The organism is Pseudomonas sp. TE3899 (assembly GCF_056279105.1).
The window spans coordinates 5,608,270-5,632,147 of sequence record NZ_JBWBQR010000001.1; the positions used below are offsets into that span (position 1 = coordinate 5,608,270).

At 59.4% G+C, this 23,878-nt stretch carries 18 protein-coding genes; 10 read left to right on the forward strand and 8 right to left on the reverse strand.

Translation table 11 applies throughout. The features are described from left to right. Nucleotides 1-254 precede the first annotated feature (254 nt). Complete coding sequence (locus ACZ89E_RS25450) at nt 255-701, forward strand: response regulator (RefSeq protein WP_476256672.1); 447 nt, start codon at nt 255-257, stop codon at nt 699-701. 227 nt (nt 702-928) lie between these two features. Here ACZ89E_RS25450 and ACZ89E_RS25455 read toward each other — a convergent pair whose 3' ends face one another. Then, nucleotides 929-3,106: a malate synthase G gene (locus ACZ89E_RS25455; protein ID WP_476256673.1), complete on the reverse strand. Its 2,178-nt coding sequence runs from the start codon at nt 3,104-3,106 to the stop codon at nt 929-931. Between the two features lie 539 nt (nt 3,107-3,645). On the opposite strand from ACZ89E_RS25455, the gene ACZ89E_RS25460 reads away from it, so the two are divergent. Then, nucleotides 3,646-4,164: a glycine cleavage system transcriptional repressor gene (locus ACZ89E_RS25460; protein WP_123410579.1), complete on the forward strand. Its 519-nt coding sequence runs from the start codon at nt 3,646-3,648 to the stop codon at nt 4,162-4,164. A gap of 217 nt (nt 4,165-4,381) precedes the next feature. Here ACZ89E_RS25460 and rarD read toward each other — a convergent pair whose 3' ends face one another. The 5 genes from rarD to ACZ89E_RS25485 form a co-directional block, all read right to left on the reverse strand. After that, nucleotides 4,382-5,269, reverse strand: a complete 888-nt coding sequence (gene rarD / locus ACZ89E_RS25465) for an EamA family transporter RarD (RefSeq protein WP_149659606.1) — start codon at nt 5,267-5,269, stop codon at nt 4,382-4,384. A gap of 163 nt (nt 5,270-5,432) precedes the next feature. Beyond that, nucleotides 5,433-6,407 (reverse strand): serine/threonine protein kinase, encoded by a 975-nt coding sequence (locus tag ACZ89E_RS25470; RefSeq protein WP_054616850.1) that lies wholly within the window; start codon nt 6,405-6,407, stop codon nt 5,433-5,435. A 220-nt stretch (nt 6,408-6,627) separates the two neighbouring features. Next, a complete protein-coding gene (locus ACZ89E_RS25475; protein ID WP_476256674.1) occupies nt 6,628-8,529 on the reverse strand; it encodes a PhoX family protein in 1,902 nt (633 codons plus the stop codon). A gap of 58 nt (nt 8,530-8,587) precedes the next feature. After that, on the reverse strand, nt 8,588-9,352 hold the full coding sequence (locus tag ACZ89E_RS25480) for a TOBE domain-containing protein (protein ID WP_463258673.1): 765 nt from the start codon (nt 9,350-9,352) through the stop codon (nt 8,588-8,590). A 67-nt stretch (nt 9,353-9,419) separates the two neighbouring features. Next, nucleotides 9,420-10,154, reverse strand: coding sequence for a ComF family protein (locus ACZ89E_RS25485; protein WP_463258672.1), 735 nt, complete (start codon nt 10,152-10,154; stop codon nt 9,420-9,422). Between the two features lie 93 nt (nt 10,155-10,247). Between ACZ89E_RS25485 and bioB the strand changes: the two genes are divergently transcribed. The 6 genes from bioB to ACZ89E_RS25515 all read left to right on the forward strand — a co-directional run bounded on the left by bioB (nt 10,248) and on the right by ACZ89E_RS25515 (nt 15,225). Continuing rightward, a complete protein-coding gene (gene bioB, locus ACZ89E_RS25490; protein ID WP_123513110.1) occupies nt 10,248-11,303 on the forward strand; it encodes a biotin synthase BioB in 1,056 nt (351 codons plus the stop codon). Nucleotides 11,304-11,434: 131 nt separating this feature from the next. Then, nucleotides 11,435-12,613 (forward strand): 8-amino-7-oxononanoate synthase, encoded by a 1,179-nt coding sequence (bioF, locus tag ACZ89E_RS25495; RefSeq protein ID WP_476256675.1) that lies wholly within the window; start codon nt 11,435-11,437, stop codon nt 12,611-12,613. Further along, on the forward strand, nt 12,606-13,337 hold the full coding sequence (locus ACZ89E_RS25500) for an alpha/beta fold hydrolase (protein ID WP_149659601.1): 732 nt from the start codon (nt 12,606-12,608) through the stop codon (nt 13,335-13,337). The genes bioF and ACZ89E_RS25500 overlap by 8 nt, the downstream gene beginning before the upstream one ends. Continuing rightward, nucleotides 13,330-14,142 (forward strand): malonyl-ACP O-methyltransferase BioC, encoded by an 813-nt coding sequence (gene bioC, locus ACZ89E_RS25505; RefSeq protein ID WP_476256676.1) that lies wholly within the window; start codon nt 13,330-13,332, stop codon nt 14,140-14,142. The genes ACZ89E_RS25500 and bioC overlap by 8 nt, the downstream gene beginning before the upstream one ends. After that, nucleotides 14,139-14,819 carry a dethiobiotin synthase gene (gene bioD / locus ACZ89E_RS25510; protein ID WP_149659599.1) on the forward strand — a complete coding sequence of 227 codons (681 nt, stop codon included), beginning with the start codon at nt 14,139-14,141 and terminating at the stop codon, nt 14,817-14,819. Before bioC ends, bioD begins: the two co-directional genes overlap by 4 nt. 109 nt (nt 14,820-14,928) lie before the next feature. Continuing rightward, nucleotides 14,929-15,225, forward strand: a complete 297-nt coding sequence (locus ACZ89E_RS25515; protein ID WP_476256677.1) for a pyrroloquinoline quinone biosynthesis protein PqqE — start codon at nt 14,929-14,931, stop codon at nt 15,223-15,225. Between the two features lie 56 nt (nt 15,226-15,281). On the opposite strand, the gene ACZ89E_RS25520 is transcribed toward ACZ89E_RS25515, so the two are convergent. Continuing rightward, on the reverse strand, nt 15,282-16,562 hold the full coding sequence (locus tag ACZ89E_RS25520; protein ID WP_476256678.1) for an NHL repeat-containing protein: 1,281 nt from the start codon (nt 16,560-16,562) through the stop codon (nt 15,282-15,284). A gap of 419 nt (nt 16,563-16,981) precedes the next feature. Between ACZ89E_RS25520 and ACZ89E_RS25525 the strand changes: the two genes are divergently transcribed. Further along, the gene (locus ACZ89E_RS25525; protein ID WP_463258666.1) at nt 16,982-18,787 is read left to right on the forward strand and encodes a phenylacyl-CoA dehydrogenase; all 1,806 of its coding nucleotides are present in this window, start codon (nt 16,982-16,984) and stop codon (nt 18,785-18,787) included. An 82-nt stretch (nt 18,788-18,869) separates the two neighbouring features. Here the strand turns inward: ACZ89E_RS25525 and ACZ89E_RS25530 are convergent, their stop codons facing one another. Continuing rightward, complete coding sequence (locus tag ACZ89E_RS25530) at nt 18,870-20,624, reverse strand: hypothetical protein (RefSeq protein ID WP_476256679.1); 1,755 nt, start codon at nt 20,622-20,624, stop codon at nt 18,870-18,872. 1,069 nt (nt 20,625-21,693) lie between these two features. Between ACZ89E_RS25530 and ACZ89E_RS25535 the strand changes: the two genes are divergently transcribed. Beyond that, nucleotides 21,694-23,835: a cytochrome-c peroxidase gene (locus ACZ89E_RS25535; RefSeq protein WP_476256680.1), complete on the forward strand. Its 2,142-nt coding sequence runs from the start codon at nt 21,694-21,696 to the stop codon at nt 23,833-23,835. Nucleotides 23,836-23,878: the final 43 nt, after the last annotated feature.

Sequence of the window (23,878 nt, forward strand, 5' to 3'; positions counted from 1 at the left end):
TTACCGCAGTCTTTTTTGAATTGTTGTTGTCGGATCGTTCAGCCATGGTCGGCCCCCGTGCGCGGGGTGCCCATTGGACGTAAGTCTAGGTAGTCGGTGCTTTTGGCTATATTTGGGATATGCCCTACACCCATAGTGGGAAAACGTCTCATTTTTCCTCTAGGCAAAATATCCGACGAAGTGCACATTGAAGCTCTGCTTAGCGATGTCTGACCACTGTGCTAGGGGATTGAATTGAAAACGTAGAGAAAGCCATGTCCGACCACGATATTTTGAGTGACGCCGAGCGCGAGGCGCTCAGTGCGATCATGCTGGAACCTGATCTGCCGCCTCAGCGGGTGTTGATCGTTGATGACGATAAGGATGCCAGGGAGCTGTTGTCGGAGATCCTCGGTCTGGACGGCATTCGGTGCATGACCGCTGCCAGTGGTGAGACTGCACTCAAGATGCTGGAAGAGAAGCCCGCGATCGGTTTGGTGATTACCGATCTGCGGATGGGACATGTGGACGGCTTGGAGCTGATCCGCAAGGTGCGTGAATCGGTCCGGGCGGCGATGCCGATCATCATCGTCTCCGGCGATGCCGACGTGAAAGACGCGATTGCCGCTATGCATTTGAGCGTGGTGGACTTCCTGCTCAAGCCGATTGATACCGGCAAGTTGCTGGTGTTGGTCAAGCATGAGTTGGGGATGGAGCCCTGACACAGACTTCAGGATTGAGGCGCATTTTGTGGCGAGGGAGCTTGCTCCCGCTGGGCTGCGAAGCAGCCCCAATCCCGGCACTCCTGACACACCTCGTTTTCTGGTTTTACGACTGCTGCGCAGCCGAGCGGGAGCAAGCTCCCTCGCCACAGGAGATTGCGCTCGCCCATGAAAAAAGGCCCTGATCGAAAGATCAGGGCCTTTTTTTGTGCGGCATCAACGCTCAGTTACAAGCCATTGGCAGCCTTGAACTCGCGACGACGACGGTGCAGCACTGGCTCGGTATAGCCGTTTGGCTGCTTCGTGCCTTCGATCACCAGTTCGACCGCGGCCTGGAAGGCGATGTTGCTGTCGAAGTTCGGTGCCAGCGGACGGTACAGCGCATCGTTGGCGTTTTGACGGTCAACCACCGGCGCCATGCGCTTGAGGCTTTCCATCACCTGATCTTCAGTCACGATGCCATGACGCAGCCAGTTGGCGATGTGCTGGCTGGAAATGCGCAGCGTTGCGCGGTCTTCCATCAGGCCGACGTCATTGATGTCCGGCACTTTCGAACAACCCACGCCCTGGTCGATCCAGCGCACCACATAACCGAGAATGCCCTGGGCGTTGTTGTCCAGTTCGTTCTTGATCTGCTCGGGCGTCCAGTTCGGATTGACGGCCAGCGGGATGGTCAGGATGTCGTCCACCGAAGCGCGGGCACGTTTGGCCAGTTCGGCCTGACGGGCGAACACGTCAACCTTGTGGTAGTGCAGCGCGTGCAACGCAGCGGCGGTCGGCGAGGGCACCCAAGCGGTGTTGGCGCCGGCCAGTGGGTGAGCGATTTTCTGTTCGAGCATCGCCGCCATCAGGTCGGGCATGGCCCACATGCCTTTACCGATCTGGGCGCGACCTTGCAGGCCGGTGCTCAAGCCGATATCGACGTTCCAGTTTTCGTAGGCGCCGATCCACTTCTCGGCCTTCATGTCAGCCTTGCGCACCATCGGGCCGGCTTCCATGGAGGTGTGGATTTCATCGCCGGTGCGGTCGAGGAAACCGGTGTTGATGAACACCACGCGCTCGCTGGCGGCCTTGATGCAGGCCTTGAGGTTGACCGTGGTGCGGCGCTCCTCGTCCATGATCCCGACTTTCAGCGTATTGCGTGGCAGGTCGAGCACGTCTTCGATGCGCCCGAACAGCTCGTTGGTGAACGCCGCTTCTTCCGGGCCGTGCATCTTCGGCTTCACGATATAGACCGAACCCGTGCGGCTGTTCTTGCGCGAGTTGTGGCCGTTGAGGCTGTGGATCGCCGCCAGGGACGTCACCAGGCCGTCGAGAATGCCTTCCGGCACTTCGTTGCCTTGGTTGTCGAGGATTGCGTCGATGGTCATCAAGTGGCCAACGTTACGCACGAACAACAGTGAACGACCGTGCAGGCTCAATTCTTTACCGTCGATACCGGTGTAAGTGCGATCGGCGTTCATGGTGCGGGTAAAGGTCTTGCCGCCCTTGGAGACTTCTTCCGACAGGTCGCCCTTCATCAGGCCGAGCCAGTTGCGGTAGATCACCACTTTGTCATCGGCATCGACGGCGGCGACGGAGTCTTCGCAGTCCATGATGGTGGTCAGCGCGGCTTCCATCAGGATGTCTTTGACGCCGGCTGCGTCGGTCTGGCCGACCGGGGTGCTGGCGTCGACCTGGATTTCGAAATGCAGGCCGTTGTTCTTCAGCAGGATCGCGGTTGGCGCGGCGGCGTCACCGTGGAAACCGATCAACTGGGCATCGTTGCGCAGGCCGGTGTTGCTGCCACCTTTAAGGGTGACCACCAGTTTGCCGTCGATGATTTTGTAGGCGGTGGAGTCGACGTGAGTGCCGGCCGCCAAAGGCGCCGCTTCGTCGAGGAAGGCACGGGCGAAGGCGATGACCTTGTCGCCGCGCACCTTGTTGTAGCCTTTGCCTTTTTCCGCGCCGTCCGCTTCGCTGATCGCGTCGGTGCCGTAGAGCGCGTCGTACAGCGAACCCCAGCGGGCGTTCGAGGCGTTGAGCGCGAAGCGCGCGTTCATCACCGGCACCACGAGTTGCGGGCCGGCCATGCGGGCGATTTCGTCATCGACGTTTTGCGTCGTTGCCTGGAAATCGGCCGCTTCTGGCAGCAGATAACCGATGTCTTGCAAGAAGGCTTTATAAGCCACGGCGTCGTGGGCCTGACCGGCACGGGCCTGGTGCCAGCCGTCGATACGAGCCTGGAAATCATCGCGTTTGGCGAGTAGGGCTTTGTTCTTCGGCGCCAGGTCATGAATGACCTTGTCGGCACCGGCCCAGAACTTATCGGCGGTGAGGCCGGTACCGGGAATGGCTTCGTTGTTCACGAAGTCGAACAGGACTTTGGCGACCTGCAGGCCACCGACTTGAACGTGTTCAGTCATTGCTTGCCTCACTCTGCTCAGCTATTTCGCTTTTCAGCTCTTCAATTTTGACAATGAAGCCTCTGGCCATTTAAACCACAAACCCGTCCGCCAGTACATGCCCTTGCGGGCGGCTGGGTTCGGTCCAATCAACGGCTTGGAGGCCTTGCTGACGGGGCTTTCAGGGTTGCGAGTATGCCGGTGGCAGACATCGATCCAACGTTATGTAGTGCGCGCTGCGGCATACTACATGATGAATTGCGCTTGTGAAAATTAGACTAATTACGTCGTTCTGCGACCCCATGACGCATTGCAGTCATGTCGGGGAACGGGATGTTCTCAAAAAAGTATTGGATTGTTCCAGTTAAATATAAAAACTTGTACACGATTTGTATTTGGCAGGCTCATTGGTGGTGGGCCATTCGCGGGCAAGCTTCGCTCCTACAAGGTTTTGCGCGATCCCTGTAGGAGCGAGGCTTGCCCGCGAAGGCGTCAGCCCATTCTGCGCAGAACCAGCCCTTGCCTATACTTCTTTTTCAATAACAAAAGAGGACTGCGCCATGGACCACCTCGTACTCACCGTATTCGCACCGGACAAGGCAGGGCAGGTCGAGCGCATTGCCCAATGCATCGCCGAGCACGGCGGTAACTGGCTGGAAAGCCGCATGTCGCGCATGGCCGGGCAGTTCGCCGGGATTCTTCGGGTGGGTGTGCCGGCGGAAGCCTACGACGAATTGGTCGATGCCCTACAGGCGTTGTCGGCCCATGGCATTCGCGTATTGATCGCGGAAAGCGGTATCGAGCAATCCTGCACCTGGAAGCCGATAGCGATGGAGCTGGTGGGCAATGATCGGCCGGGGATTGTGCGCGATATCACGCGTTTGTTGAGCGAGCAGGGGGTGAACCTGGAACGTCTGGTCACGGAAGTACGTCCGGCGCCAATGAGCAGCGAGCCGCTGTTTCACGCCGAAGCCATTCTCGCGGTGCCGCTGACCCTGTCTCTGGACGTGCTGCAATCGCGGCTGGAAACCCTGGCCGACGACTTGATGGTTGAATTGGTGCTGCGCAGCGAACCCTGACGCAGGGTTATCCAAGTTATACGTGCACCTGCCTGTGGATAACCTGTAGAGACACCCCGCCAGGCCACGCCGGCCGGGGCTTTTCAGGTTCTGATCAAAAAACCATCAGTTTCAACAAGTTGCGCACAAACGGCGGGGATCACGCTGTGGATAACCTTGGGAAGGATTGATGCAGGCCACGCAGAACATGGCCTGTAGAGGTTTGTGCGTTTTCTGATCAGCTGCGACGGCGCATGCTGATCACGGCATCGACGCTGTAAATCGCCAGGCCGGCCCAGATAAAGATAAATGCCACCAGGGTGCTGGACGACAAGTGTTCGTCAAACAGCAGCACGGCTTGCAGCAACACCAGCGTCGGCGCCAGGTACTGGAGAAATCCCAACGTGGTGTAGGGCAAATGCCGTGCGGCGGCGTTGAAACACACCAGCGGCACCAGCGTTACCGGGCCGGCGGCCACCAGCCACCAGGCCTCGGACGTGGTCCAGAACGCCGGTTGCGCACTGGCTGCCGCCGGGTTGAACAGCAACCACGCGACCGCAATCGGCACCAGCATCCAGGTTTCCACCACCAGCCCCGGCAATGCCTTCACTGGCGCCTGTTTGCGGATCAGTCCGTAGAAGCCGAAGGTCAGCGCCAGCACCAGCGACACCCACGGCAAACTGCCGACTTGCCACACCTGCTGCGCCACGCCTACCGCCGCCAGACCCACCGCCAGCCATTGCATGCGCCGCAAGCGCTCGCCGAGGATCAGCATCCCCAGCAACACGTTCACCAGCGGGTTGATGTAGTAACCGAGGCTGGCTTCGAGCATGCGACCGTTGTTTACCGACCACACGTAAGTCAGCCAGTTGGCGGCGATCAGCGTGCCGCTCAGGGCCAGGACCGCGAGGCGTTTGGGGTTGTTGCGCAGCTCCTGCCACCAGCCCGGATGCTTCCAGACCATCAGCAGCAAACCGCCAAACAGCGCGGACCAGAGCACCCGGTGGATGATGATTTCTACAGCCGGCACCGAGGCGATGGCTTTGAAGTAGAGCGGGAAAAGTCCCCAGATGATGTAGGCACTCAGGCCCAGGATGTACCCGCGACGCGGGTTGGCGGCTTGCATGCAGAGTCCTTGCTTAGGCAGCTAACAAAGGGGGGATTGTATAGATGTGTTTCGTTTTTTGTAGGAGCGAGGCTTGCCCGCGAAGAACGATGACGCGGTCTGTCTGATGTATCGCGTTATCGTTCTTCGCGGGCAAGCCTCGCTCCTACAGGGGTTGCGGCGTTTAGAAGAGTTTCAGGGGTTCTTCGTTGAGCGCCGACAACTGCTCACGCAACGCCAGTACCTGATCGCCCCAATACCGCTCGCTACCAAACCAAGGAAAGCTGTGGGGGAACGCCGGGTCGTCCCAGCGCCGGGCGAGCCAGGCGCTGTAGTGCATCAGGCGTAATGCCCGCAACGGTTCGATGAGCGCCAATTCCCGTGGGTCGAAGTCGTGAAACTCGTTGTAGCCGTCCATCAATTCCGATAACTGGCCGAGACATTCCTGACGATCCCCGGCGAGCATCATCCAGATGTCTTGCACCGCCGGGCCCATGCGGCAGTCGTCGAGGTCGACGATGTGGAACATCTCGTCGCGGCACATCATGTTGCCGGGGTGGCAGTCGCCGTGCATGCGGATGTTCTGGTGCGGCGTCGCCTTGTAGACCTCTTCGACTCGCTTGAGCAGGTCGCGGGCCACGGACTCGTAGGCCGGCAGTAGGCTCTTGGGGACGAAATTGCCTTCAAGCAAAGTGTTCAGCGAATCGTGGCCGAAGTTCTTCACGCCCAGTGCTTCGCGGTGCTCGAACGGCTTGGTCGCGCCCACGGCGTGCAGGCGCCCGAGCAATTGGCCCAGGCGATACAGTTGATCCAGATTGCCCGGCTCCGGCGCGCGGCCGCCACGGCGGGGGAACAGGGTGAAGCGGAACCCGGCGTGTTCGTGCAGGCTGGCGCCGTTGTGAATCATTGGCGCGACCACCGGCACATCGCATTCGGCGAGTTCGAAGGTGAATTGGTGTTCTTCGAGGATCGCTTCGTTGGTCCAGCGTTGCGGGCGGTAGAACTTGGCGATCAGCGGCTCGGAGTCTTCGATGCCGACTTGATAGACGCGGTTTTCGTAGCTGTTGAGCGCCAGAATGCGCGCGTCGCTGAGAAAGCCGATGCTTTCGACGGCATCGAGGACGAGGTCTGGGGTGAGGGTTGCAAACGGGTGGGCCATGCTGACTCCTGCGCGCAGCAGGCTGCCGCGTCCGGCCAAGCATGGTAGCGCAGACGGGGCTTCTTTAGGGGATCGTTCCCACGCTCTGCGTGGGAATGCCTCACCGGACGCTCCGCGTCCGCTTGTGGGACGCGGAGCGTCCCGGGCTGCATTCCCACGCAGAGCGTGGGAACGATCATGACGACCTGTAGGCGCGAGGCTTGCCCGCGAAGAGGGCCTATCAGGCGCCGACAACCCCGCCATCTTCCCGAGAAATGGCCATCACCGAAGACCGCGGCTTGCCATTGGGCAAATGCTCAGGGAACGTCGACCCACCGTTTTCCCCCGGGTGCTGAATCCCGACGAACAGGGTTTTCTGGTCCGGCGAAAAGCTGATCCCCGTCACTTCGCAACCAATCGGCCCGACCATGAACCGACGGATTTCCCCGGTCACCGGGTCGGCGCAGAGCATCTGGTTATTGCCCATGCCCGCGAAGTCTCCGGCATTGCTCGAATCGCCATCGGTGAGAATCCACAAGCGCCCGGCCTTGTCGAAGCCCAAACCGTCCGGGCTGTTGAACATGTTCTGCGGGGTGATGTTCGACGACCCGCCCTTCGGCGTGCCGGCGTGCACCCCCGGATTACCGGCGACCACAAACAGATCCCAGGCAAAGCTTTTCGAGCCGTGATCGTCACGGTCGGTACGCCAGCGCAGGATCTGCCCGTAGACGTTCTTCTCCCGTGGATTTGGCCCGCCGACCGGTTGGCCTTCTTCGCCGCGCTTGGCGTTGTTGGTCAGGGTGCAATAAACCTGGCCATCCTTGGGGCTGACGACGATCCATTCCGGGCGGTCCATGCGCGTGGCATTGACCACGCTGGCGGCGAGGCGCGCGTGAATCAGCACTTCGGCCTGATCGGCAAAGCCGCTGCTGGCGTCGATGCCGTTTTTGCCGTGGGTCAGCTCGATCCACTGGCCCTGGCCTTTCGGGTGATCGGCATTGCCGTCACCCGCGTCGAAACGCGCGACGTATAACGTGCCGTGGTCCAGCAGGTCGCGGTTGGCCTTGGGGTTGCGGTGATTGATCCTGTCGCGGCTGACGAATTTGTAGATGAACTCGCCACGTTCATCGTCGCCCATGTAGACCACGGCGCGCCCGTCACTGGTTTCGGCCAGGGCGGCGTTTTCATGCTTGAAGCGACCCAGGGCGGTGCGCTTGACCGGGGTCGATTGCGGGTCGAACGGGTCGATTTCCACCACCCAGCCGTGACGGTTGAGCTCATTGGGGTTCTTCGCCAGGTCGAAACGCGGGTCGTGTGGGTGCCAATTGATTTCTTTACTGGCGGCCACGGCGCCGTAGCGTTTTTGCGCGGCATCGAATTTTTGCTCGGCATTGCTGCTACCGAAGCAATCAGTGAAGTTTTCTTCGCAGGTCAGGTAGGTGCCCCATGGCGTCTTGCCGTTGGCGCAGTTCTGGAAGGTGCCGAGGACTTTCTTGCCGTGCTTGTCGGCGCTGGTCTTGAGCAATTCGTGTCCGGCGGCCGGGCCGCCGAAGCGCAATGTCGAGTTACCGTGAATGCGTCGGTTGTAGCGCGAGCCCTGGACGAATTCCCACTGGCCACGGCGACGCTGCACTTCAATCACCGAAACACCTTCACAGGCCAGTGCTTTACGCACATCTTCCGCCGATTGCGGCATGCCGCCGTGGGGGTAGAGGTAGCGGTAGTTGGTGTATTCGTTGTTGATCGCCATCAGCGCCCGGTCTTTGTCGCCGGGAAACTCAAACAGGCTCATGCCGTCGTTGTTGTCGCCGAACTGGACTTCCTGGGCCTGGGCGGTGCCGTTGCCGCTGGGATCGAAGGCCGGCCCGTTCTTTTGCAGCGGCTGGCCCCAACTGATCAACACCGAGGATTTGTAACCTGGTGGCAGGGTGATGGTGTCGGTCGTGGCGGCGGCGATGCTGTTGAAGCCCAGCAGTTTGCTGGAGCCGGCGCTGACACTGGCGGCCAGCACGCTGCGGCTCAGCAGGTTGCCGCCGAGGAACATCGCCGCACCGCAGAGGGCGCCGGCGCTGATGAAGCCACGACGGCTGAGGCCGACCATTTTTTCCAGGTCGGTGGGTTGGTTTTCTTCTAATAGGCTCACATCAGGCTCCCTGCGGGTTTTTGCAGTCACCTTAATGAGCGTCAGTGAAGGTTTTGTTTCAGAGCGGCGTGCCGAGCAGGACGTTGGACGGCGCAAACTGCACCCGCACCGGTCGGTCGACGCCCAGGCCGGAGGTTCTCAAATGCAGTGGCTCGGCCAGGGCGCAGAGTGTCTGGCCATTGGGCAGGCCGATGCGCACTTCGCTGGGGCCATCTTCGGCATCGAGAATCTCCTCGATAATGCCGTTCAGGCAATTGTTGCCAGGTGTTGCAGTCTGCTCGATGGCCAGCAGTTCCAGCCATCCGGCCTTGATCAGAGCTACGACCTCGGTGCCGCTTTGCAGCTCCAGGCGCAGGGTGCTGTCGTGAGTGATCTGCGCGTCGATGTTCAGGCCTTCCGCCAGCTCAAGACGAATGCGGTCATTGCGCCCCTGGGACTCGATCGCCACGACTTTGCCGTGCAGTTGATTGCGCGCGCTGGTGCGCAACATCAGCCGACCCAGCAGGTCGAGATCGCTGGCGTCTTCGGCCGCTTCCAGCACCTGGGCCTGCAACACTTGCAGCTTTTGATACAAGCGCAGGACCCGTTGACCCTCTTCGGACAACTTCGCGCCACCGCCACCCTTGCCGCCGACACTGCGTTCCACCAGGGGTTTTTGTGCGAGGTTGTTCAGTTCGTCGATGGCATCCCACGCCGCTTTGTAACTCAGGCCCGCGCTTTTCGCGGCGCGGGTGATCGAGCCCTGTTCGGCGATGTGTTGCAGCAGGGCGATGCGCTGCGGGCGACGGACAATGTGTTGGGACAACAACGTAGGCAAGGACATGGCGAGGTGCTTTGGGCGGTGGCAATGAGAGGACGTTGGCGACTTGGGGCTCGGGAGTCAAGTCGGGTCACTCGCCGGGTTTGGGGGTGCGGGCCAGGCAATAGACATCGACCCGGGCGGCACCGGCGTCCATCAGCAAGCGAGCCAGGGTTTGCGCGGTAGCGCCGGTGGTCAGCACGTCATCGATCAGGGCCAGATGCCGGCCCGCGACCGCTGCGCCGGGCGCCAGGGTGAAGGCGTGACGCAGGTTGCGTTTGCGCGCCTGGGCATTCAGGTCCTGTTGGGCGCTGGTGTCCTGAGTTCTCAGTAACAACGTTTCATCGCAAGGAATAGTCAGGCTTTCACTGAGCCAGCGCGCGAGCATCGCCGCCTGGTTGAAGCCGCGTTGGCGCAGACGCCGGGTGGCCAGCGGCACGGGGATCAGCGCATCGGGTCGCTCCAGGTCTTCATCGAAGCGATGTTGCAGGAATTGGGCAAGCAGTTCGCCGAGCAAGCGGCCAAGTGGCCATTTGGCGTTGTGTTTGAAACGTGTAATCAGCGTGTCCAGCGGAAAGCTGTAGGTCCAGGGCGCCGCCACTCGCTCGAAGGCCGGCGGCTGTTGCAGGCATTGGCCGCACGTCAGGCCGGAAGCCGGCAAGGGCAGGGCGCAGGTCTGGCAGTGATCGCCGAGCCAGGGCAGCTCGGTTTCGCAGGCGATGCACAGGGGCGTGGTGTGGTCGGCAGGCTCTGAACAGAGCAGACAAGATTGTTTGTTTTTTAACCAGATGTAAACCGGTCCATCGTAACGTGGTTGACAGCGCATCGCTCTTCCTTAAATATGCCGAACATCCGTGTCGCGCCTGTGGGTATTCCATTCCCCCGGCCGCTTGCCAAGCATAAAACAAAGGAAACGCCCATGAGCGCCAGTACCTCTGCAACCCTGCGTCATGACTGGTCTTTGGCCGAAGTCAAAGCACTCTTCGTTCAGCCATTCAATGACCTGTTGTTCCAGGCCCAGACGGTGCATCGCGCGCATTTCGACGCCAATCGGGTCCAGGTTTCGACGCTGCTGTCGATCAAAACCGGCGCCTGCCCGGAAGATTGCAAATATTGTCCGCAGTCCGGTCACTACAACACCGGCCTGGAAAAAGAAAAGCTGATGGAAGTGCAGAAGGTCCTCGAAGAGGCCGCTCGCGCCAAGGCCATCGGTTCGACCCGTTTCTGCATGGGCGCGGCGTGGAAACATCCGTCGGCCAAAGACATGCCGTACGTGCTGGAGATGGTCAAGGGCGTGAAAGCCATGGGCCTTGAAACCTGCATGACCCTCGGTCGCCTCGACCAGGACCAGACCGTGGCGCTGGCCGACGCCGGCCTCGACTACTACAACCACAACCTCGACACCTCGCCGGAGTTCTACGGCAGCATCATCACCACCCGCACCTACGGCGAGCGCCTGCAAACCCTGGCTTACGTGCGGGAATCGGGGATGAAGATCTGCTCCGGCGGCATCCTCGGCATGGGCGAGTCCCTCGACGACCGCGCTAACCTGCTGATCCAGTTGGCCAACCTGCCGGAGCATCCGGAGTCGGTGCCGATCAACATGCTGGTGAAAGTCGCTGGTACGCCGCTGGAAAACGCCGATGACATCGACCCGTTCGACTTCATCCGCATGCTCGCTGTCGCCCGCATCCTGATGCCGCAATCCCACGTGCGCCTGTCCGCCGGCCGCGAAGCGATGAACGAGCAGATGCAGGCCCTGGCCTTCTTCGCCGGCGCCAACTCGATTTTCTACGGCGACAAACTGCTGACCACCGCCAACCCACAGGCTGACAAGGACATGCAACTGTTCGGGCGCCTGGGGATCCTGCCGGAAGCTCGCGAAGAGCACGCCGATGAAGTGCATCAAGCGGCCATCGAGCAGGCATTGGTCGAGCAGAAGAGCAGCGAGCAGTTCTATAACGCCGCTGTTTGACCGCTTTCTGTAGGAGCGAGGCTTGCCCGCGAATGAGACACCTAGGTCTATCTGAATGACCGCGGTGATGCCTTCGCGGGCAAGCCTCGCTCCTACAGGGGCTATACCTCTTTCCTACTCGCGAGGTCTGCATGTCTTTCGATCTCAGCGCGCGTCTTATTGCCCGTCGTGCCGAAAATCTCTATCGCCAACGTCCACTGCTCGAAAGCCCTCAAGGCCCGGAAGTGGTGGTCGACGGTCAGCCATTGCTGGCGTTCTGTAACAACGATTACCTGGGTTTAGCCAATCACCCGCAAGTGATCGAAGCCTGGCGCGCCGGTGCGGCGCGGTGGGGCGTCGGCGGTGGGGCGTCGCACTTGGTCATTGGTCACAGCACGCCGCATCATGAGCTGGAAGAAGCGCTGGCCGACTTGACCGGTCGTCCGCGGGCGCTGCTGTTCACCACCGGTTACATGGCCAACCTCGGCGCGGTCACTGCGCTGGTCGGGCAGGGCGATACGGTGCTGGAAGACCGGCTCAATCACGCCTCGTTGCTCGATGCCGGCCTGTTGTCCGGTGCGCGGTTCAATCGTTATCTGCACAACGACGCGGGCAGCCTGGCCAAGCGCCTGGAGAAAGCCACCGGCAACACGCTGGTGGTCACCGACGGCGTGTTCAGCATGGATGGCGATCTCGCCGACCTGCCGGCGCTGGCCCGGGAAACCAAGGCCAAAGGCGCGTGGCTGATGGTGGATGACGCGCACGGCTTTGGCCCGCTGGGCGCCAATGGCGCAGGGATCGTCGAGCATTTTGGTTTGAGTCAGGAAGATGTGCCGGTGTTGGTCGGCACCCTCGGCAAGGCGTTCGGCACGGCCGGTGCGTTTGTGGCGGGCAGCGAAGAGTTGGTCGAAAGCCTGATCCAGTTCGCCCGTCCCTACATCTACACCACCAGCCAACCGCCGGCCCTGGCCTGTGCGACGCTGAAAAGCCTTGAATTACTGCGCAGCGAGCATTGGCGGCGCGAGCACCTTAAGGTGCTGATCCGTCAATTTCGTCGAGGGGCCGAGCAGATCGGCCTGGAACTCATGGACAGCTTTACCCCGATTCAACCGATCATGATCGGCGACGCCGGCCGCGCGGTTCGACTGTCGCAGATGCTGCGCGAGCGTGGCCTGATGGTCACCGCGATCCGCCCACCGACCGTGCCGGCCGGCAGCGCCCGCCTGCGGGTGACCCTGACCGCCGCCCACAGCGAGGCACAGGTGCAGCTATTGTTAAATGGACTGGCCGATTGTTTTGCACAACTGGGACCGGAGCCAAGCCATGCGTGATCGACTGATTCTGCTGCCCGGTTGGGGGCTCGGGGTTTCGCCGCTGGAACCGCTGGCGGCAGCGTTGCAGGGACTGGATGAACACCTGCGGGTCGAGATCGAGCCGTTGCCGGAGCTGGAGTCGGGCGATCTTGAAGAGTGGCTCGATGAGCTGGACTCGACCGTGCCTCAGGACACTTGGCTCGGTGGTTGGTCGTTGGGCGGGATGCTCGCCTCGGAATTGGCGGCGCGGCGCGGTGATCGTTGTTGCGGCTTGCTGACCCTGGCGAGCAATCCTTCGTTTGTCGCCCATGAGCAATGGCCGAGCGCGATGCCCGGCGAAACGTTTGATGCGTTTCTGGCGGGTTGTGGCGCCGATCCACGCATGACCTTGAAACGGTTCTCGCTGCTTTGCGCCCAAGGCGCCGAAGACCCGCGCGGTTTGTCGCGATTGTTGCTCGGCGGCGCGCCGCATACGTCGGCCCAAGTGTTGATGAGCGGCCTGGAAGTGCTCGCGCAACTGGATACCCGGCAAGCGCTACAAGCCTTTCGTGGCCCGCAACTGCACCTGTTCGCCGGCCTTGATGGGCTGGTCCCGGCCGAAGCGGCGGGGGACTTGCTGGCGTTGTTGCCGGATGTCGAAATCGGCCTGATCGAACAGGCCAGCCACGCGTTTCTTCTGGAAGACCCCCACGGTGTGGCGGGGGCGATCCAGGCTTTTTTGCATGAGTCCGGTGATGACTGATTTATCCCTTCCCAACCTGCCCGGCGGCTTGCCCGACAAGCGCCAGGTGGCAGCGTCCTTTTCCCGTGCGGCGGCCAGCTACGACAGCGTGGCGCAGTTGCAGCGCGATGTCGGCAGCGAGTTGTTGCGCCGGTTACCCGATGATTTTGTGCCCGGTCGCTGGCTGGACCTGGGCTGCGGCACCGGGCATTTCAGCCGTGCGCTGGGTGAGCGTTTTGCGGCGAGTCACGGGGTGGCGCTGGACATCGCCGAAGGTATGCTCAATCACGCCCGGCCATTGGGCGGTGCCACGCATTTCATCGCCGGCGATGCCGAACGGTTGCCGTTGCGGGATTCGACCTGTGACCTGATCTTCTCCAGCCTCGCGGTGCAGTGGTGTTCGGACTTTGCTGGCGTGCTCAGCGAGGCGTATCGGGCATTGAAACCGGGCGGAATTTTCGCGTTTGCTAGCCTGTGTGTCGGCACGTTGTACGAATTGCGTGACAGTTGGCGTCAGGTGGATGGCATGGTGCACGTCAACCGTTTCCGCGAATTCGAGACATATCAACAGCTGTGCGCGGTCAGTGGCTTGAACGTCGCCAGCCTGCAAACCCGTCCACATGTGTTGCATTACCCGGATGTGCGCAGCTTGACCCACGAGCTCAAGGCGTTGGGCGCGCATAACCTGAACCCCGGTCGGCCTGGCGGTTTGACTGGCCGGGCAAGGATTCTCGGCTTGATCGAGGCGTATGAGCAGTTTCGTCAGGCACAGGGACTGCCGGCGACTTATCAAGTGGTTTACGCCGTGTTGGAGAAACCCTTATGAGCGCAGCGTATTTCATCACCGGCACTGACACCGATGTCGGCAAGACCACCGTGGCGGCGGGTTTGCTGCATGCCGCACGCTTGGCGGGCCTGAGTACGGCGGCGGGCAAACCGGTCGCTTCCGGCTGTGAGGTGACCCCCAAAGGATTGCGCAACGCCGATGCACTGGCGTTGCTGGCGCAATGTTCGGTGCCGCTGACGTATGCACAGGTCAATCCGGTGGCGTTCGAGCCAGCGATCGCCCCGCACCTGGCGGCGCGAGAGGCGGGCATCGCGCTGACGGTGCAATCCTTATTGACGCCGATGCGCGAAATCCTGGACCTCAACGCGGACTTCACCTTGATAGAAGGTGCGGGTGGCTGGCGCGTGCCGTTGGCGGATCAGGACAATCTTTCGGATCTGGCGATGGCCCTGGATCTGCCGGTCATCCTGGTGGTCGGCGTGCGCCTGGGTTGCATCAACCATGCATTGCTGACGGCTGAGGCGATTGCCAACGATGGGCTGCAGTTGGCGGGATGGGTGGCCAACATCATTGAGCCGAAGACTTCGCGCCTGGAGGAGAACCTCGCCACGTTGGCCGAGCGGATACCCGCGCCGTGCCTGGGCCGGGTGCCGAAACTCAAGTCGGTGACGGCGCAGGCGGTGGCTGAGCATCTCCAGCTGGATCTGCTGGATTAATGTTTTTGCCTATGACAAGGCACTGTGCCATTAGTGTTTTTGTCGGGTGTTTTACGTGGGGGTCTGCTTCAATGGCCGCTGTTGATCCTTCATAAGGACGAGTTCTCCCATGGAAATCTCAGGTAGCACCGCTTTTTATGCCGGTCTGAGCACTATTCAGACCGGGCAGAACCGTGTCGATCAGGCTGCCGGCCAGATCGCCAGCACCGTCATTGAACGTTCGCAGTCCAGCCAGTCTTCCGAGTCTCAGGTCGATCGTTTGCGTTCGGTTGATCGCAGCCAGGAAGCCGACCTCGCCAGCAATGTGGTCGAGATGTCCCAAGGCAAGTTTCAGGTTGAGCTCGGCGCGAAAGTGGCCAAGGCTTCCGATGAAATGCTGGGGACGTTGATTGATACGTACGCGTGAAGTTGTCCCCTGCAAAAAATGCGCTCGGATGAGCGCATTTTTTTTGTCTGGGGTTTTCACTGACCCGTAAGCGCTGTGATTTTCGGAAAGCGTGAGGACCAGGCGAAGCCGCTGCTGCCGGCGAGAAGAATGCGTCCGTTAGTCTGGATGGCAATATCGGCAAATTCGCCCCTGAGTGATTCGCTGTTGAATGTCGGGTCGAGACTGCCATTTTCGAGCAACCGCCATTTATGACCATAGATTTGATTCAAGGGGAGTTCACGGTTGACTCCTCTGCCTGCAACTACGATTTTTCGATCGGGTTGTATTGCGACGGTCGTCAACTCAACGTCCATCGAGTCGCGCTCGAAATACACCAGTTCGCCACCGTTGAAACTCGAATCGGGTCGACCGTCCGCGGTCAGTCGCATTATCAAACCCTGGTCTCTACCGGAGGTGTTTCTGAAGCCCGTGAAAACTATTCGGTTGTCATCCATTACAAGGAGCCGGGACGGGAGATTGATTAAAGTCGTTGGGGCACTGACTTTTTCGGATGTCGGTTCGGTGGGTATATCAATAAAGCCGTCATCCCCGAAGGAGTTGTCGAGTACCCCGGAAGGTGAGTAACGGGCAAGTGTCACATTGCCAGAGTCGTATCCCGCTACGACTATGTTGCCATTGCTCTGAATCTGCACGGCACAAACGTGTGATGGTTTGTCATGAAGCCGGATCTCAACAAAACCGCCCTGACCAAATTGATTGTCCAGCTCACCGGTTCTCGTGACGCAGTACAGCCTGCTGTTGCTTTCGTACAGGCTGCCAGTAAGGTAAGTCGCCGTAATAAGAATTTTGCCATCTTGCTGTAAGCAGCCATCGCTGGTGGGTCTGGCGAAACCATATTCAGGATGTGAATTGTCCGGTTGCGGCAGGATTCTGCGGCCGAACACCAGATCCGGACTGCCGTTTGCAAGCAAGCGCATAACGGCAGGTCGATAGCGAGGCATTCCCGTTGGCTCATCCCTGACTAAGGACTCGCCAACGATGACAATCCTTTCGTCTTGTTCATTATCGGTGAGCTTTTGTAAAAGCAGACGATTGGGGCGGGAGTTGTCACCCTCCTCGAAATTCCATCTTTGTGCGTTGAAACCCGCGTCCTTTGTTCCATCGATCAGTGCGCGGTCAATCGACATCTTTCCGTAAAGTTCTGTCGCATGAGTAATGACGCCGTTTTTGGACAGGGCCATCGTCAGTGTCCTGCCTAATTCACTGAAGCCGCCGGTATCAAGATATCCATCGGTGCCAAAGCTCGTGTCTATGTCGCCAGCCTGGCGCGATTGAGCGTTTGTTGAAGGGGGCATGACATTCTCCTCGAGTACGCACGTTCAAATTCGAAGCTTCATTGCAGGTTCGCGAAGCTATCGTTCGTCACATTGAAAGTGTTTTTTGCCTTCGCAGTAACTGTCAGATGTGACAGTTTTTTATAGCTATTAAAGTGTTTTTCACGTTTTTTCAGGTATATCGGGCATAAAGCGTCCAGGGTCACCTCGACCTGTTCAGCTGCGTTTTTCAACTTCACTACGCTAAGTGGTGAGCGGCGAGCTTTTATCGTTAATTGCGTAGGGCTACCGTTTCAGCGACAGAGGCTCGATGACAAATGGTATCGGCTCGGCGCTTGACAAGATTTGGGCGTAAACGTATGTTTCAAACAACTGTTTGACCGTCACAACAAATCAACACGGTCGTTCATTCCCGGTTACATCAGCAGAGGTTTATCGCTATGCCTGACTACAAGGCCCCCTTGCGTGATATTCGCTTCGTTCGTGACGAACTGCTCGGCTACGAAGCGCACTATCAGAGCCTTCCGGCTTGCGCAGACGCAACTCCGGACATGGTTGACGCCATTCTCGAAGAAGGCGCCAAGTTTTGTGAGCAGGTGCTGGCTCCGCTGAACCGCGTGGGTGACACCGAAGGCTGCACCTGGAGCGAGTCCGGCGTTAAAACCCCGACTGGCTTCAAAGAAGCCTACAAGCAATTCGTTGAAGGCGGCTGGCCAAGCCTGGCTCACGACGTGGAGCACGGTGGCCAAGGCCTGCCGGAGTCCCTGGGTCTGGCCGTCAGCGAAATGGTTGGCGAAGCCAACTGGTCGTGGGGCATGTACCCAGGCCTGTCCCATGGCGCGATGAACACCATTTCCGAGCACGGTACGCCTGAGCAGCAAGACGCCTACCTGACCAAACTGGTCTCCGGCGAATGGACCGGCACCATGTGCCTGACCGAACCGCACTGCGGCACCGACCTGGGCATGTTGCGCACCAAGGCCGAACCTCAGGCCGACGGTTCCTACAAAGTTTCCGGCACCAAGATTTTCATCTCGGCCGGTGAACACGACATGGCCGACAACATCGTCCACATCGTGCTGGCCCGCCTGCCGGACGCACCGGCTGGCACCAAAGGTATCTCGCTGTTCATCGTGCCGAAGTTCATGCCGAATGAAGACGGTTCGATCGGCGCGCGCAACGCCGTGACCTGTGGTTCCCTGGAACACAAAATGGGCATCCACGGCAACGCCACTTGCGTGATGAACTTCGACGCGGCCACCGGTTTCCTGATCGGCCCGGCGAACAAAGGCCTGAACTGCATGTTCACCTTTATGAACACCGCTCGCCTGGGCACCGCGCTGCAAGGCCTGGCCCACGCCGAGATCGGCTTCCAGGGCGGCCTGAAATACGCTCGCGATCGTCTGCAAATGCGCTCCCTGACCGGCCCGAAAGCGCCGGAAAAAGCCGCTGACCCAATCATCGTGCACCCTGACGTACGTCGCATGCTGTTGACCATGAAGGCGTTCGCCGAAGGCAACCGCGCGATGGTCTACTTCACCGCCAAGCAAGTCGACATCGTCAAATACGGCGTGGACGAAGAAGAGAAGAAGAAAGCCGACGCACTGCTGGCCTTCATGACTCCGATCGCCAAAGCCTTCATGACTGAAGTCGGCTTCGAATCTGCCAACCACGGCGTGCAAATCTACGGCGGTCACGGTTTCATCGCCGAGTGGGGCATGGAGCAGAACGTTCGCGACAGCCGTATTTCGATGCTGTACGAAGGCACCACCGGTATCCAGGCACTCGACCTGTTGGGCCGCAAAGTGCTGATGACCCAAGGCGAGGCCCTCAAAGGCTTTACCAAGATCGTCCACAAGTTCTGCCAGACCAACGAAGGCAACGAAGCCGTCAAAGAGTTCGTCGAGCCATTGGCTGCGCTGAACAAAGAGTGGGGCGAGCTGACCATGAAGGTCGGTATGGCCGCCATGAAAGATCGCGAAGAAGTCGGCGCCGCTTCGGTGGACTACCTGATGTACTCCGGTTACGCCTGCCTGGCCTACTTCTGGGCTGACATGGCGCGCCTGGCTGCCGAGAAATTGGCTGCCGGCACCACCGAAACCGCGTTCTACACCGCCAAACTGCAGACTGCGCGCTTCTACTTCCAGCGCATCCTGCCGCGTACCCGCACTCACGTAGTGACCATGCTGTCGGGCGCCAACAACCTGATGGACATGAAAGAAGAAGACTTCGCTCTGGGTTACTAAGCCTTCGCGCGGTTCTAAAAAAAACCGCCGCTCTTTTGGGAGCGGCGGTTTTTTTGCTTCTTCCTGACTGCTCAGACATTACCTACCAAGGGGTCGGGTCCAGAGGGCCGACGCCGGTCGGAGTGCCTGCGCCTTCTCCGTTACGCAGGAACGGCAGGTGCCAGAAGTCGTTCGGGACCACCGGGTCGCCAGGCTTGACGCCTTCCGGAAAGATGAACTCAAACACCGGCGCCACGTACTGTCCAGCGATCAGACCATTGGCCACCGTCAACCGGCCGGCATTTTGAATGCAACTGTCCACGGCGGTCTGGGAAGCGGTCAGTTGTGGAACACAAAGTGACCGTACAACAACGCGCAAGGTGCGGGTCGGCTGGCTGAGAAGCCCGGTCGGTGCCTTGGTCGCGCGAATTCTCGCGCGTTGTGGTTGAGGGCCGATGTTCTGGCTCGTGATGCCACCCGAGACACCAAAGCAACTGGCGGGAAGGGACTGTGCAGGGTTGCATTCACCTGTCATCTCATAAGGCGTAACCCAGCGATTGGTTTGTATGCCCGTCGAAGGGTTCACATCTATCAGATAGATATCGACGGGTGTTTTCACGTCGGTTGTCGATGCTTCCAGGAATATCCGGTCCTGCGTTTCCTGCGCTACGCCGTTGATGGCCGTTGCCGAGGGGTCGGCGGTACCGATACCGAATTCCCCGATAGCCAGATAGCTGGGTTGCGTACCGGGTTGGGTGTAGATCCCGATGTTGGCCTCAATCGTGTGGGCGGAGATAAAGTCCGGAGTACCCGCTGTGGCCGATTTGAACAGCGTACCCGCGTAGCTGATGAAGTCGCCGACTTCGAACGGTGCCTGTTGCATCGGGTCGGGGTCGGTCGCTGTGCGCGAAGCATCGCTGAAGCGCTTCATGACAAACTGACTGCAATAAACCTGGCCCAGAACCGGAGGGGTCAGCTCTCCGCTGGCCGGAGGGATGACCCCTGCCTGGCTGAAGTTGCGGCAGTTATTTGTGGTGGTCGGGGTCACGACTTTTGGCCGGTTTTTCTGAGGGCAGAGAGCATCGTCCCCGGAAATGGTGCGGGGTACGCACATCGGGTAACCGGTGGCAGCGTGGATAGTCGGGTTGGCGTCATCCACGGAGAACCGGGGATCGGGGCTTTGAGCACGACCAAAGCGTCCGCTTGGGTCGTTGATCTGGATGATTGTCGGTTGCAGAGGCGTGCCGCTATCCACTTCGAGGTTGCCGTTGGTGTAGTCGATCCGAGTGATGTAGCCGCTGCCGGCATTCGCCGCTTGCTGCGAGACAAAGATCAGCCCGGCTATTTGCTTGTTGGAGACGGTATTGCCCACCACGTGGATCTCGAAAGAGGGGTATGAAGTCGGTCCTTTGTTGAGCGCCAGCGACCCGCCCCTGACAAAATCCGCCCAGGTCAGGGTATTGGCCGGCATTTGCAAAATCGTATTGCACGGCACGGTAATCGTGACGCCGTTCAGTTGGACGGTCCCGCCAAATCGACCAGGATCGCTGGTGCCGGGGCAATTCGCATTGGTGGGATCCAGGGTCATGCTCTGGATAAAACCCGTGACGTCAAAGCCATGAATCGCATCCGGATTGGTAAACACCGGATTAGGCAAAGTGGGGGTCGAGAACGGGGAGGGTGCGCCCTTGACTGGCTTGGCCGTCCCGCCGCCTTGGGCAAGTGCATCACCTGCGCCTCCAATGGCGAGTGCGACGGCGACAGCGCCGGCCAGCAGTGCGTGGTGACCTGAGGTGCCGTTGAGTCGCTTGAGGAACGGCGCTGATGCCAGCGCTTTTGCGTGTAGGGATAAGCTCATGGTTCTCTCCACAATCTTGCGGGACCTGTTGCCGGCCAATCGACTCGCGTCGAGTTGGGGCTCGATCCAGAGGGCAAGTGTCTGAGCATGGTTTCGACATACCTGGCACTCAGCCTTCAGATGCATTCAATCGGCGATGCGTTGGCCGGTTCCGGACACAATCGCGAGAGACATTCCTTGAGCCTGGAACGTGTAAAGCACTAGTCGTGCCGAATTGACGCCAACAGTTGTTTGCCAGCAATAAATGCGGGCTGCGCGGATGTTGTGGTATTGCACGCAACAATATCTATATGAATGGCACCGAAGTAGGGGGGGCTAGGCGCCCACGTTTGGGAGTGCTGAACTAATTACCCTTCGGGCAGTTATAAGCAGGTAATTGAGAACCGTTGTCTATAGATACACTTAACACCAATCGAATGGCAAGTGGAATATAGAGAGGTCTATGAAATAATTGTTTTTTTGCACCCATATAAAAATTAAACAATAGCTCGCGCAGTGCAACTAGCGCACGAGTATTATTTTTGATTAGTGACGACTCATTCAACCAGGTGTCGGATCTCTAAAATTGCAAAGACTGTGCTGGTTATCTTACGAGTTATGAATTAGCAATTACTTTGCCAATATTATTTTTCTGATGGTTAAGGCTTAACATATTGTTAAATATGGGTATTTTGTCGCTTATCAATTGTGGTTGGGGAATGGCACCCAAGAATGGGGGGGATGTTCACCCTAATTGAGTGGGTGCTTGCAGTTACCATGGATGGGCTTCCCGGCCGATGGCTATTAACTGAGGCGTTGATCAGTCGAGATAAAAAATACTAATTTTTTTTGTTGAAATTATTTGTTACAGCTAGAGTTGAGTTAAGCGCTCCTCACGGCGCGACAAAAACAACGTTTCAATTAAGCCTGAGCCAAGAGAGTACTTTGCCAGTTAGGCCTCGTTTCGCATCGGCCAACTTCCAGTGGGTGCGTTTAGTCGTGCGAGCAGCAATATCCCTGGTGATGAGTTCCTCTCGTAACAGGATAATCCCGGAGCCTGGCTACTCCGTACTGAATCGAGAATGTCATCATGGTGAAGTCCTTGAGCATCCTTCGTATTATCCGCTGGGCCTGTTCGATCACAGGTGGCCTGATCGCTGTCGGTCTGGCTTGCGAGAGCGCCATCGCTGCGTCCCCGCCAGAGGTTGTCACACCCGTGGTAGACGTCCCCAGCTTGCAGTCGTTGCACGGCATGACGCCACCCGACCCTTCTGGAACCGAAGGCGGGCGCAAAGTCGACCTGATGACCGACTACGTCCTCAACCGCTCAGCGGCGATTCTGTTGGGCAAGGCGCTGTTCTGGGACATGGAGATCGGCAGTGACGGTTCCACCGCATGCGCCTCCTGCCACTTCCACGCGGGTGTCGATCACCGCATCACCAACCAGATCAATCCTGGCCAGGCGAACATCAACACAAACGTTTCTTCGATCTTCAACAAGCCGTTTGTAGCGTCCGACATTCCGGGCGACGTCGCTTCCTACTTGACCAAATCCGGCGGCAAGGGCGGCCCGAACTACACGCTGAAGAAAAGCGACTTCCCGACCCATGTGCTGGCCGATCCACTGGATCGCAATTCGCCGATTCTCTATTCCACCGACGATGTGATCGGCTCCCAAGGCGTGTTCGACGCCAACTTCGTCAAGCCACACCAAGCGCGTTTCGACAAGTGCACGGCGCAGCCAGACGGCATATTCCAGGTAGGCGGCATCAATGTCCGTCGCAGCACCGGGCGTAACGCGCCGACGGTGATCAACGCCGCGTTCAATGTGCGAAATTTCTGGGATGGCCGGGCGAACAACGTGTTCAACGGCTTCTCGCCGTTCGGCAATCGCGATCCCGATGCCGGGATTTTCGTCACCGGTGATCGCGGCGGCGTAGCCACCAAAGTGCGACTGGCGCTCAAGGATGCCTCGGCGGCCTCGCAAGCGGTGGGACCTCCCGGCAGCCCGGTGGAAATGTCCTGTGGCGGGCGCACCTTTGCCGATATCGGCCGGCGCATGCTCGACACCCTGATGCTCAAGCAGCAACGGATTTCCTCGACTGATTCGGTGCTGGCCTCCGTTTCCGGTGCGCGCCGGCCGACTTACCGTGAACTGATCAAGGCTGCGTTCCAGCCACGTTTGTGGAATGCCACGCAGCAGGTGCTGTTGGGCGATGCGCCGTACACTCAGATGGAGGCCAATTTCCCGCTGTTCTTCGGCCTGGCGATCCAGATGTACGAATCCACCCTGATCTCGGATAAGGCACCGCTGGACGCTTACTTGCAGGGCGATCATTCGGCCATGAATGCCCAGCAGGTCGAAGGCATGAACCTGTTCCTGGGCAAGGGCAAATGCGTCAGTTGCCATGGTGGCGCGGAACTGACCAACGCCGGTAGCCGCTTGCTGTTCCATCCGCGTGAACGCATCGAGCGCATGGTGATGGCCGACAACCTCACCACGCTCTATGACAACGGCTTCTACAACACTGGCGTGCGGCCGACGTCGGAAGATTTGGCGCTAGGTGGTTCGGACGCGTGGGGCAACCCTTGGTCCTTCACACGTCAGTACAACACCCTGCTGCAGGGCGGTAACGTGCCTGACCCGCTGGATATCGACGTTTGCACATTCGAAGCGCCATTGAGTGCAGCGTTGCCGTGTGATGCGACGCTTAAACCGAATGTCGGTTTCCGTGATTCCGTGGATGGTGCTTTCAAGACGCCGACACTGCGCAACATCGCCTTGACCGGGCCGTATTTCCACAATGGCAGCCGGGCGACGCTCAAACAGGTCATGGAGTTCTACAACCGCGGCGGTGATCGGCGTGGTGAGGATGCGAGCAACACCAGCGGGTTCGAGCATCCGTCGGCGAATCAGCACAACGCCTCGAACCTTGATCCGGATATGACTTCGCTGAACCTGACCCCTGAGGAAGTCGATGCGCTGGTCAAGTTTATGGAAGTCGGGTTGACCGATCCGCGCGTGGCCTGGGAGCAGGCGCCGTTCGATCATCCGTCGCTGGTTATTCCCCAAGGTCACGTCGGTGATGAGAATGCGGTAACGGCACGGCCTGTGAGTCCGAAGATTTCGACCCGGCAGGCGCTGGATGCACCGATTGCGCTCAAGCCGATTGGTGCGGAAGGGCGCACCGCCACCGAGGGGCCTTTGCAGCCGTTCTACAACGATCTCTGAAGCATCGGGTATTGGTGGCGAGGGGGGCTTTTGTGGAGCGGGA

Bases quoted from the DNA above. Each gene is read 5' to 3' on its own strand.
- ACZ89E_RS25450 (WP_476256672.1), top strand. From the start codon at position 255: ATGTCCGACCACGATATTTTGAGTGACGCCGAGCGCGAGGCGCTCAGT.
- ACZ89E_RS25455 (WP_476256673.1), bottom strand. From the start codon at position 3,106: ATGACTGAACACGTTCAAGTCGGTGGCCTGCAGGTCGCCAAAGTCCTG.
- ACZ89E_RS25460 (WP_123410579.1), top strand. From the start codon at position 3,646: ATGGACCACCTCGTACTCACCGTATTCGCACCGGACAAGGCAGGGCAG.
- rarD (WP_149659606.1), bottom strand. From the start codon at position 5,269: ATGCAAGCCGCCAACCCGCGTCGCGGGTACATCCTGGGCCTGAGTGCC.
- ACZ89E_RS25470 (WP_054616850.1), bottom strand. From the start codon at position 6,407: ATGGCCCACCCGTTTGCAACCCTCACCCCAGACCTCGTCCTCGATGCC.
- ACZ89E_RS25480 (WP_463258673.1), bottom strand. From the start codon at position 9,352: ATGTCCTTGCCTACGTTGTTGTCCCAACACATTGTCCGTCGCCCGCAG.
- ACZ89E_RS25485 (WP_463258672.1), bottom strand. From the start codon at position 10,154: ATGCGCTGTCAACCACGTTACGATGGACCGGTTTACATCTGGTTAAAA.
- bioB (WP_123513110.1), top strand. From the start codon at position 10,248: ATGAGCGCCAGTACCTCTGCAACCCTGCGTCATGACTGGTCTTTGGCC.
- bioF (WP_476256675.1), top strand. From the start codon at position 11,435: ATGTCTTTCGATCTCAGCGCGCGTCTTATTGCCCGTCGTGCCGAAAAT.
- ACZ89E_RS25500 (WP_149659601.1), top strand. From the start codon at position 12,606: ATGCGTGATCGACTGATTCTGCTGCCCGGTTGGGGGCTCGGGGTTTCG.
- bioC (WP_476256676.1), top strand. From the start codon at position 13,330: ATGACTGATTTATCCCTTCCCAACCTGCCCGGCGGCTTGCCCGACAAG.
- bioD (WP_149659599.1), top strand. From the start codon at position 14,139: ATGAGCGCAGCGTATTTCATCACCGGCACTGACACCGATGTCGGCAAG.
- ACZ89E_RS25515 (WP_476256677.1), top strand. From the start codon at position 14,929: ATGGAAATCTCAGGTAGCACCGCTTTTTATGCCGGTCTGAGCACTATT.
- ACZ89E_RS25520 (WP_476256678.1), bottom strand. From the start codon at position 16,562: ATGCCCCCTTCAACAAACGCTCAATCGCGCCAGGCTGGCGACATAGAC.
- ACZ89E_RS25525 (WP_463258666.1), top strand. From the start codon at position 16,982: ATGCCTGACTACAAGGCCCCCTTGCGTGATATTCGCTTCGTTCGTGAC.
- ACZ89E_RS25530 (WP_476256679.1), bottom strand. From the start codon at position 20,624: ATGAGCTTATCCCTACACGCAAAAGCGCTGGCATCAGCGCCGTTCCTC.
- ACZ89E_RS25535 (WP_476256680.1), top strand. From the start codon at position 21,694: ATGGTGAAGTCCTTGAGCATCCTTCGTATTATCCGCTGGGCCTGTTCG.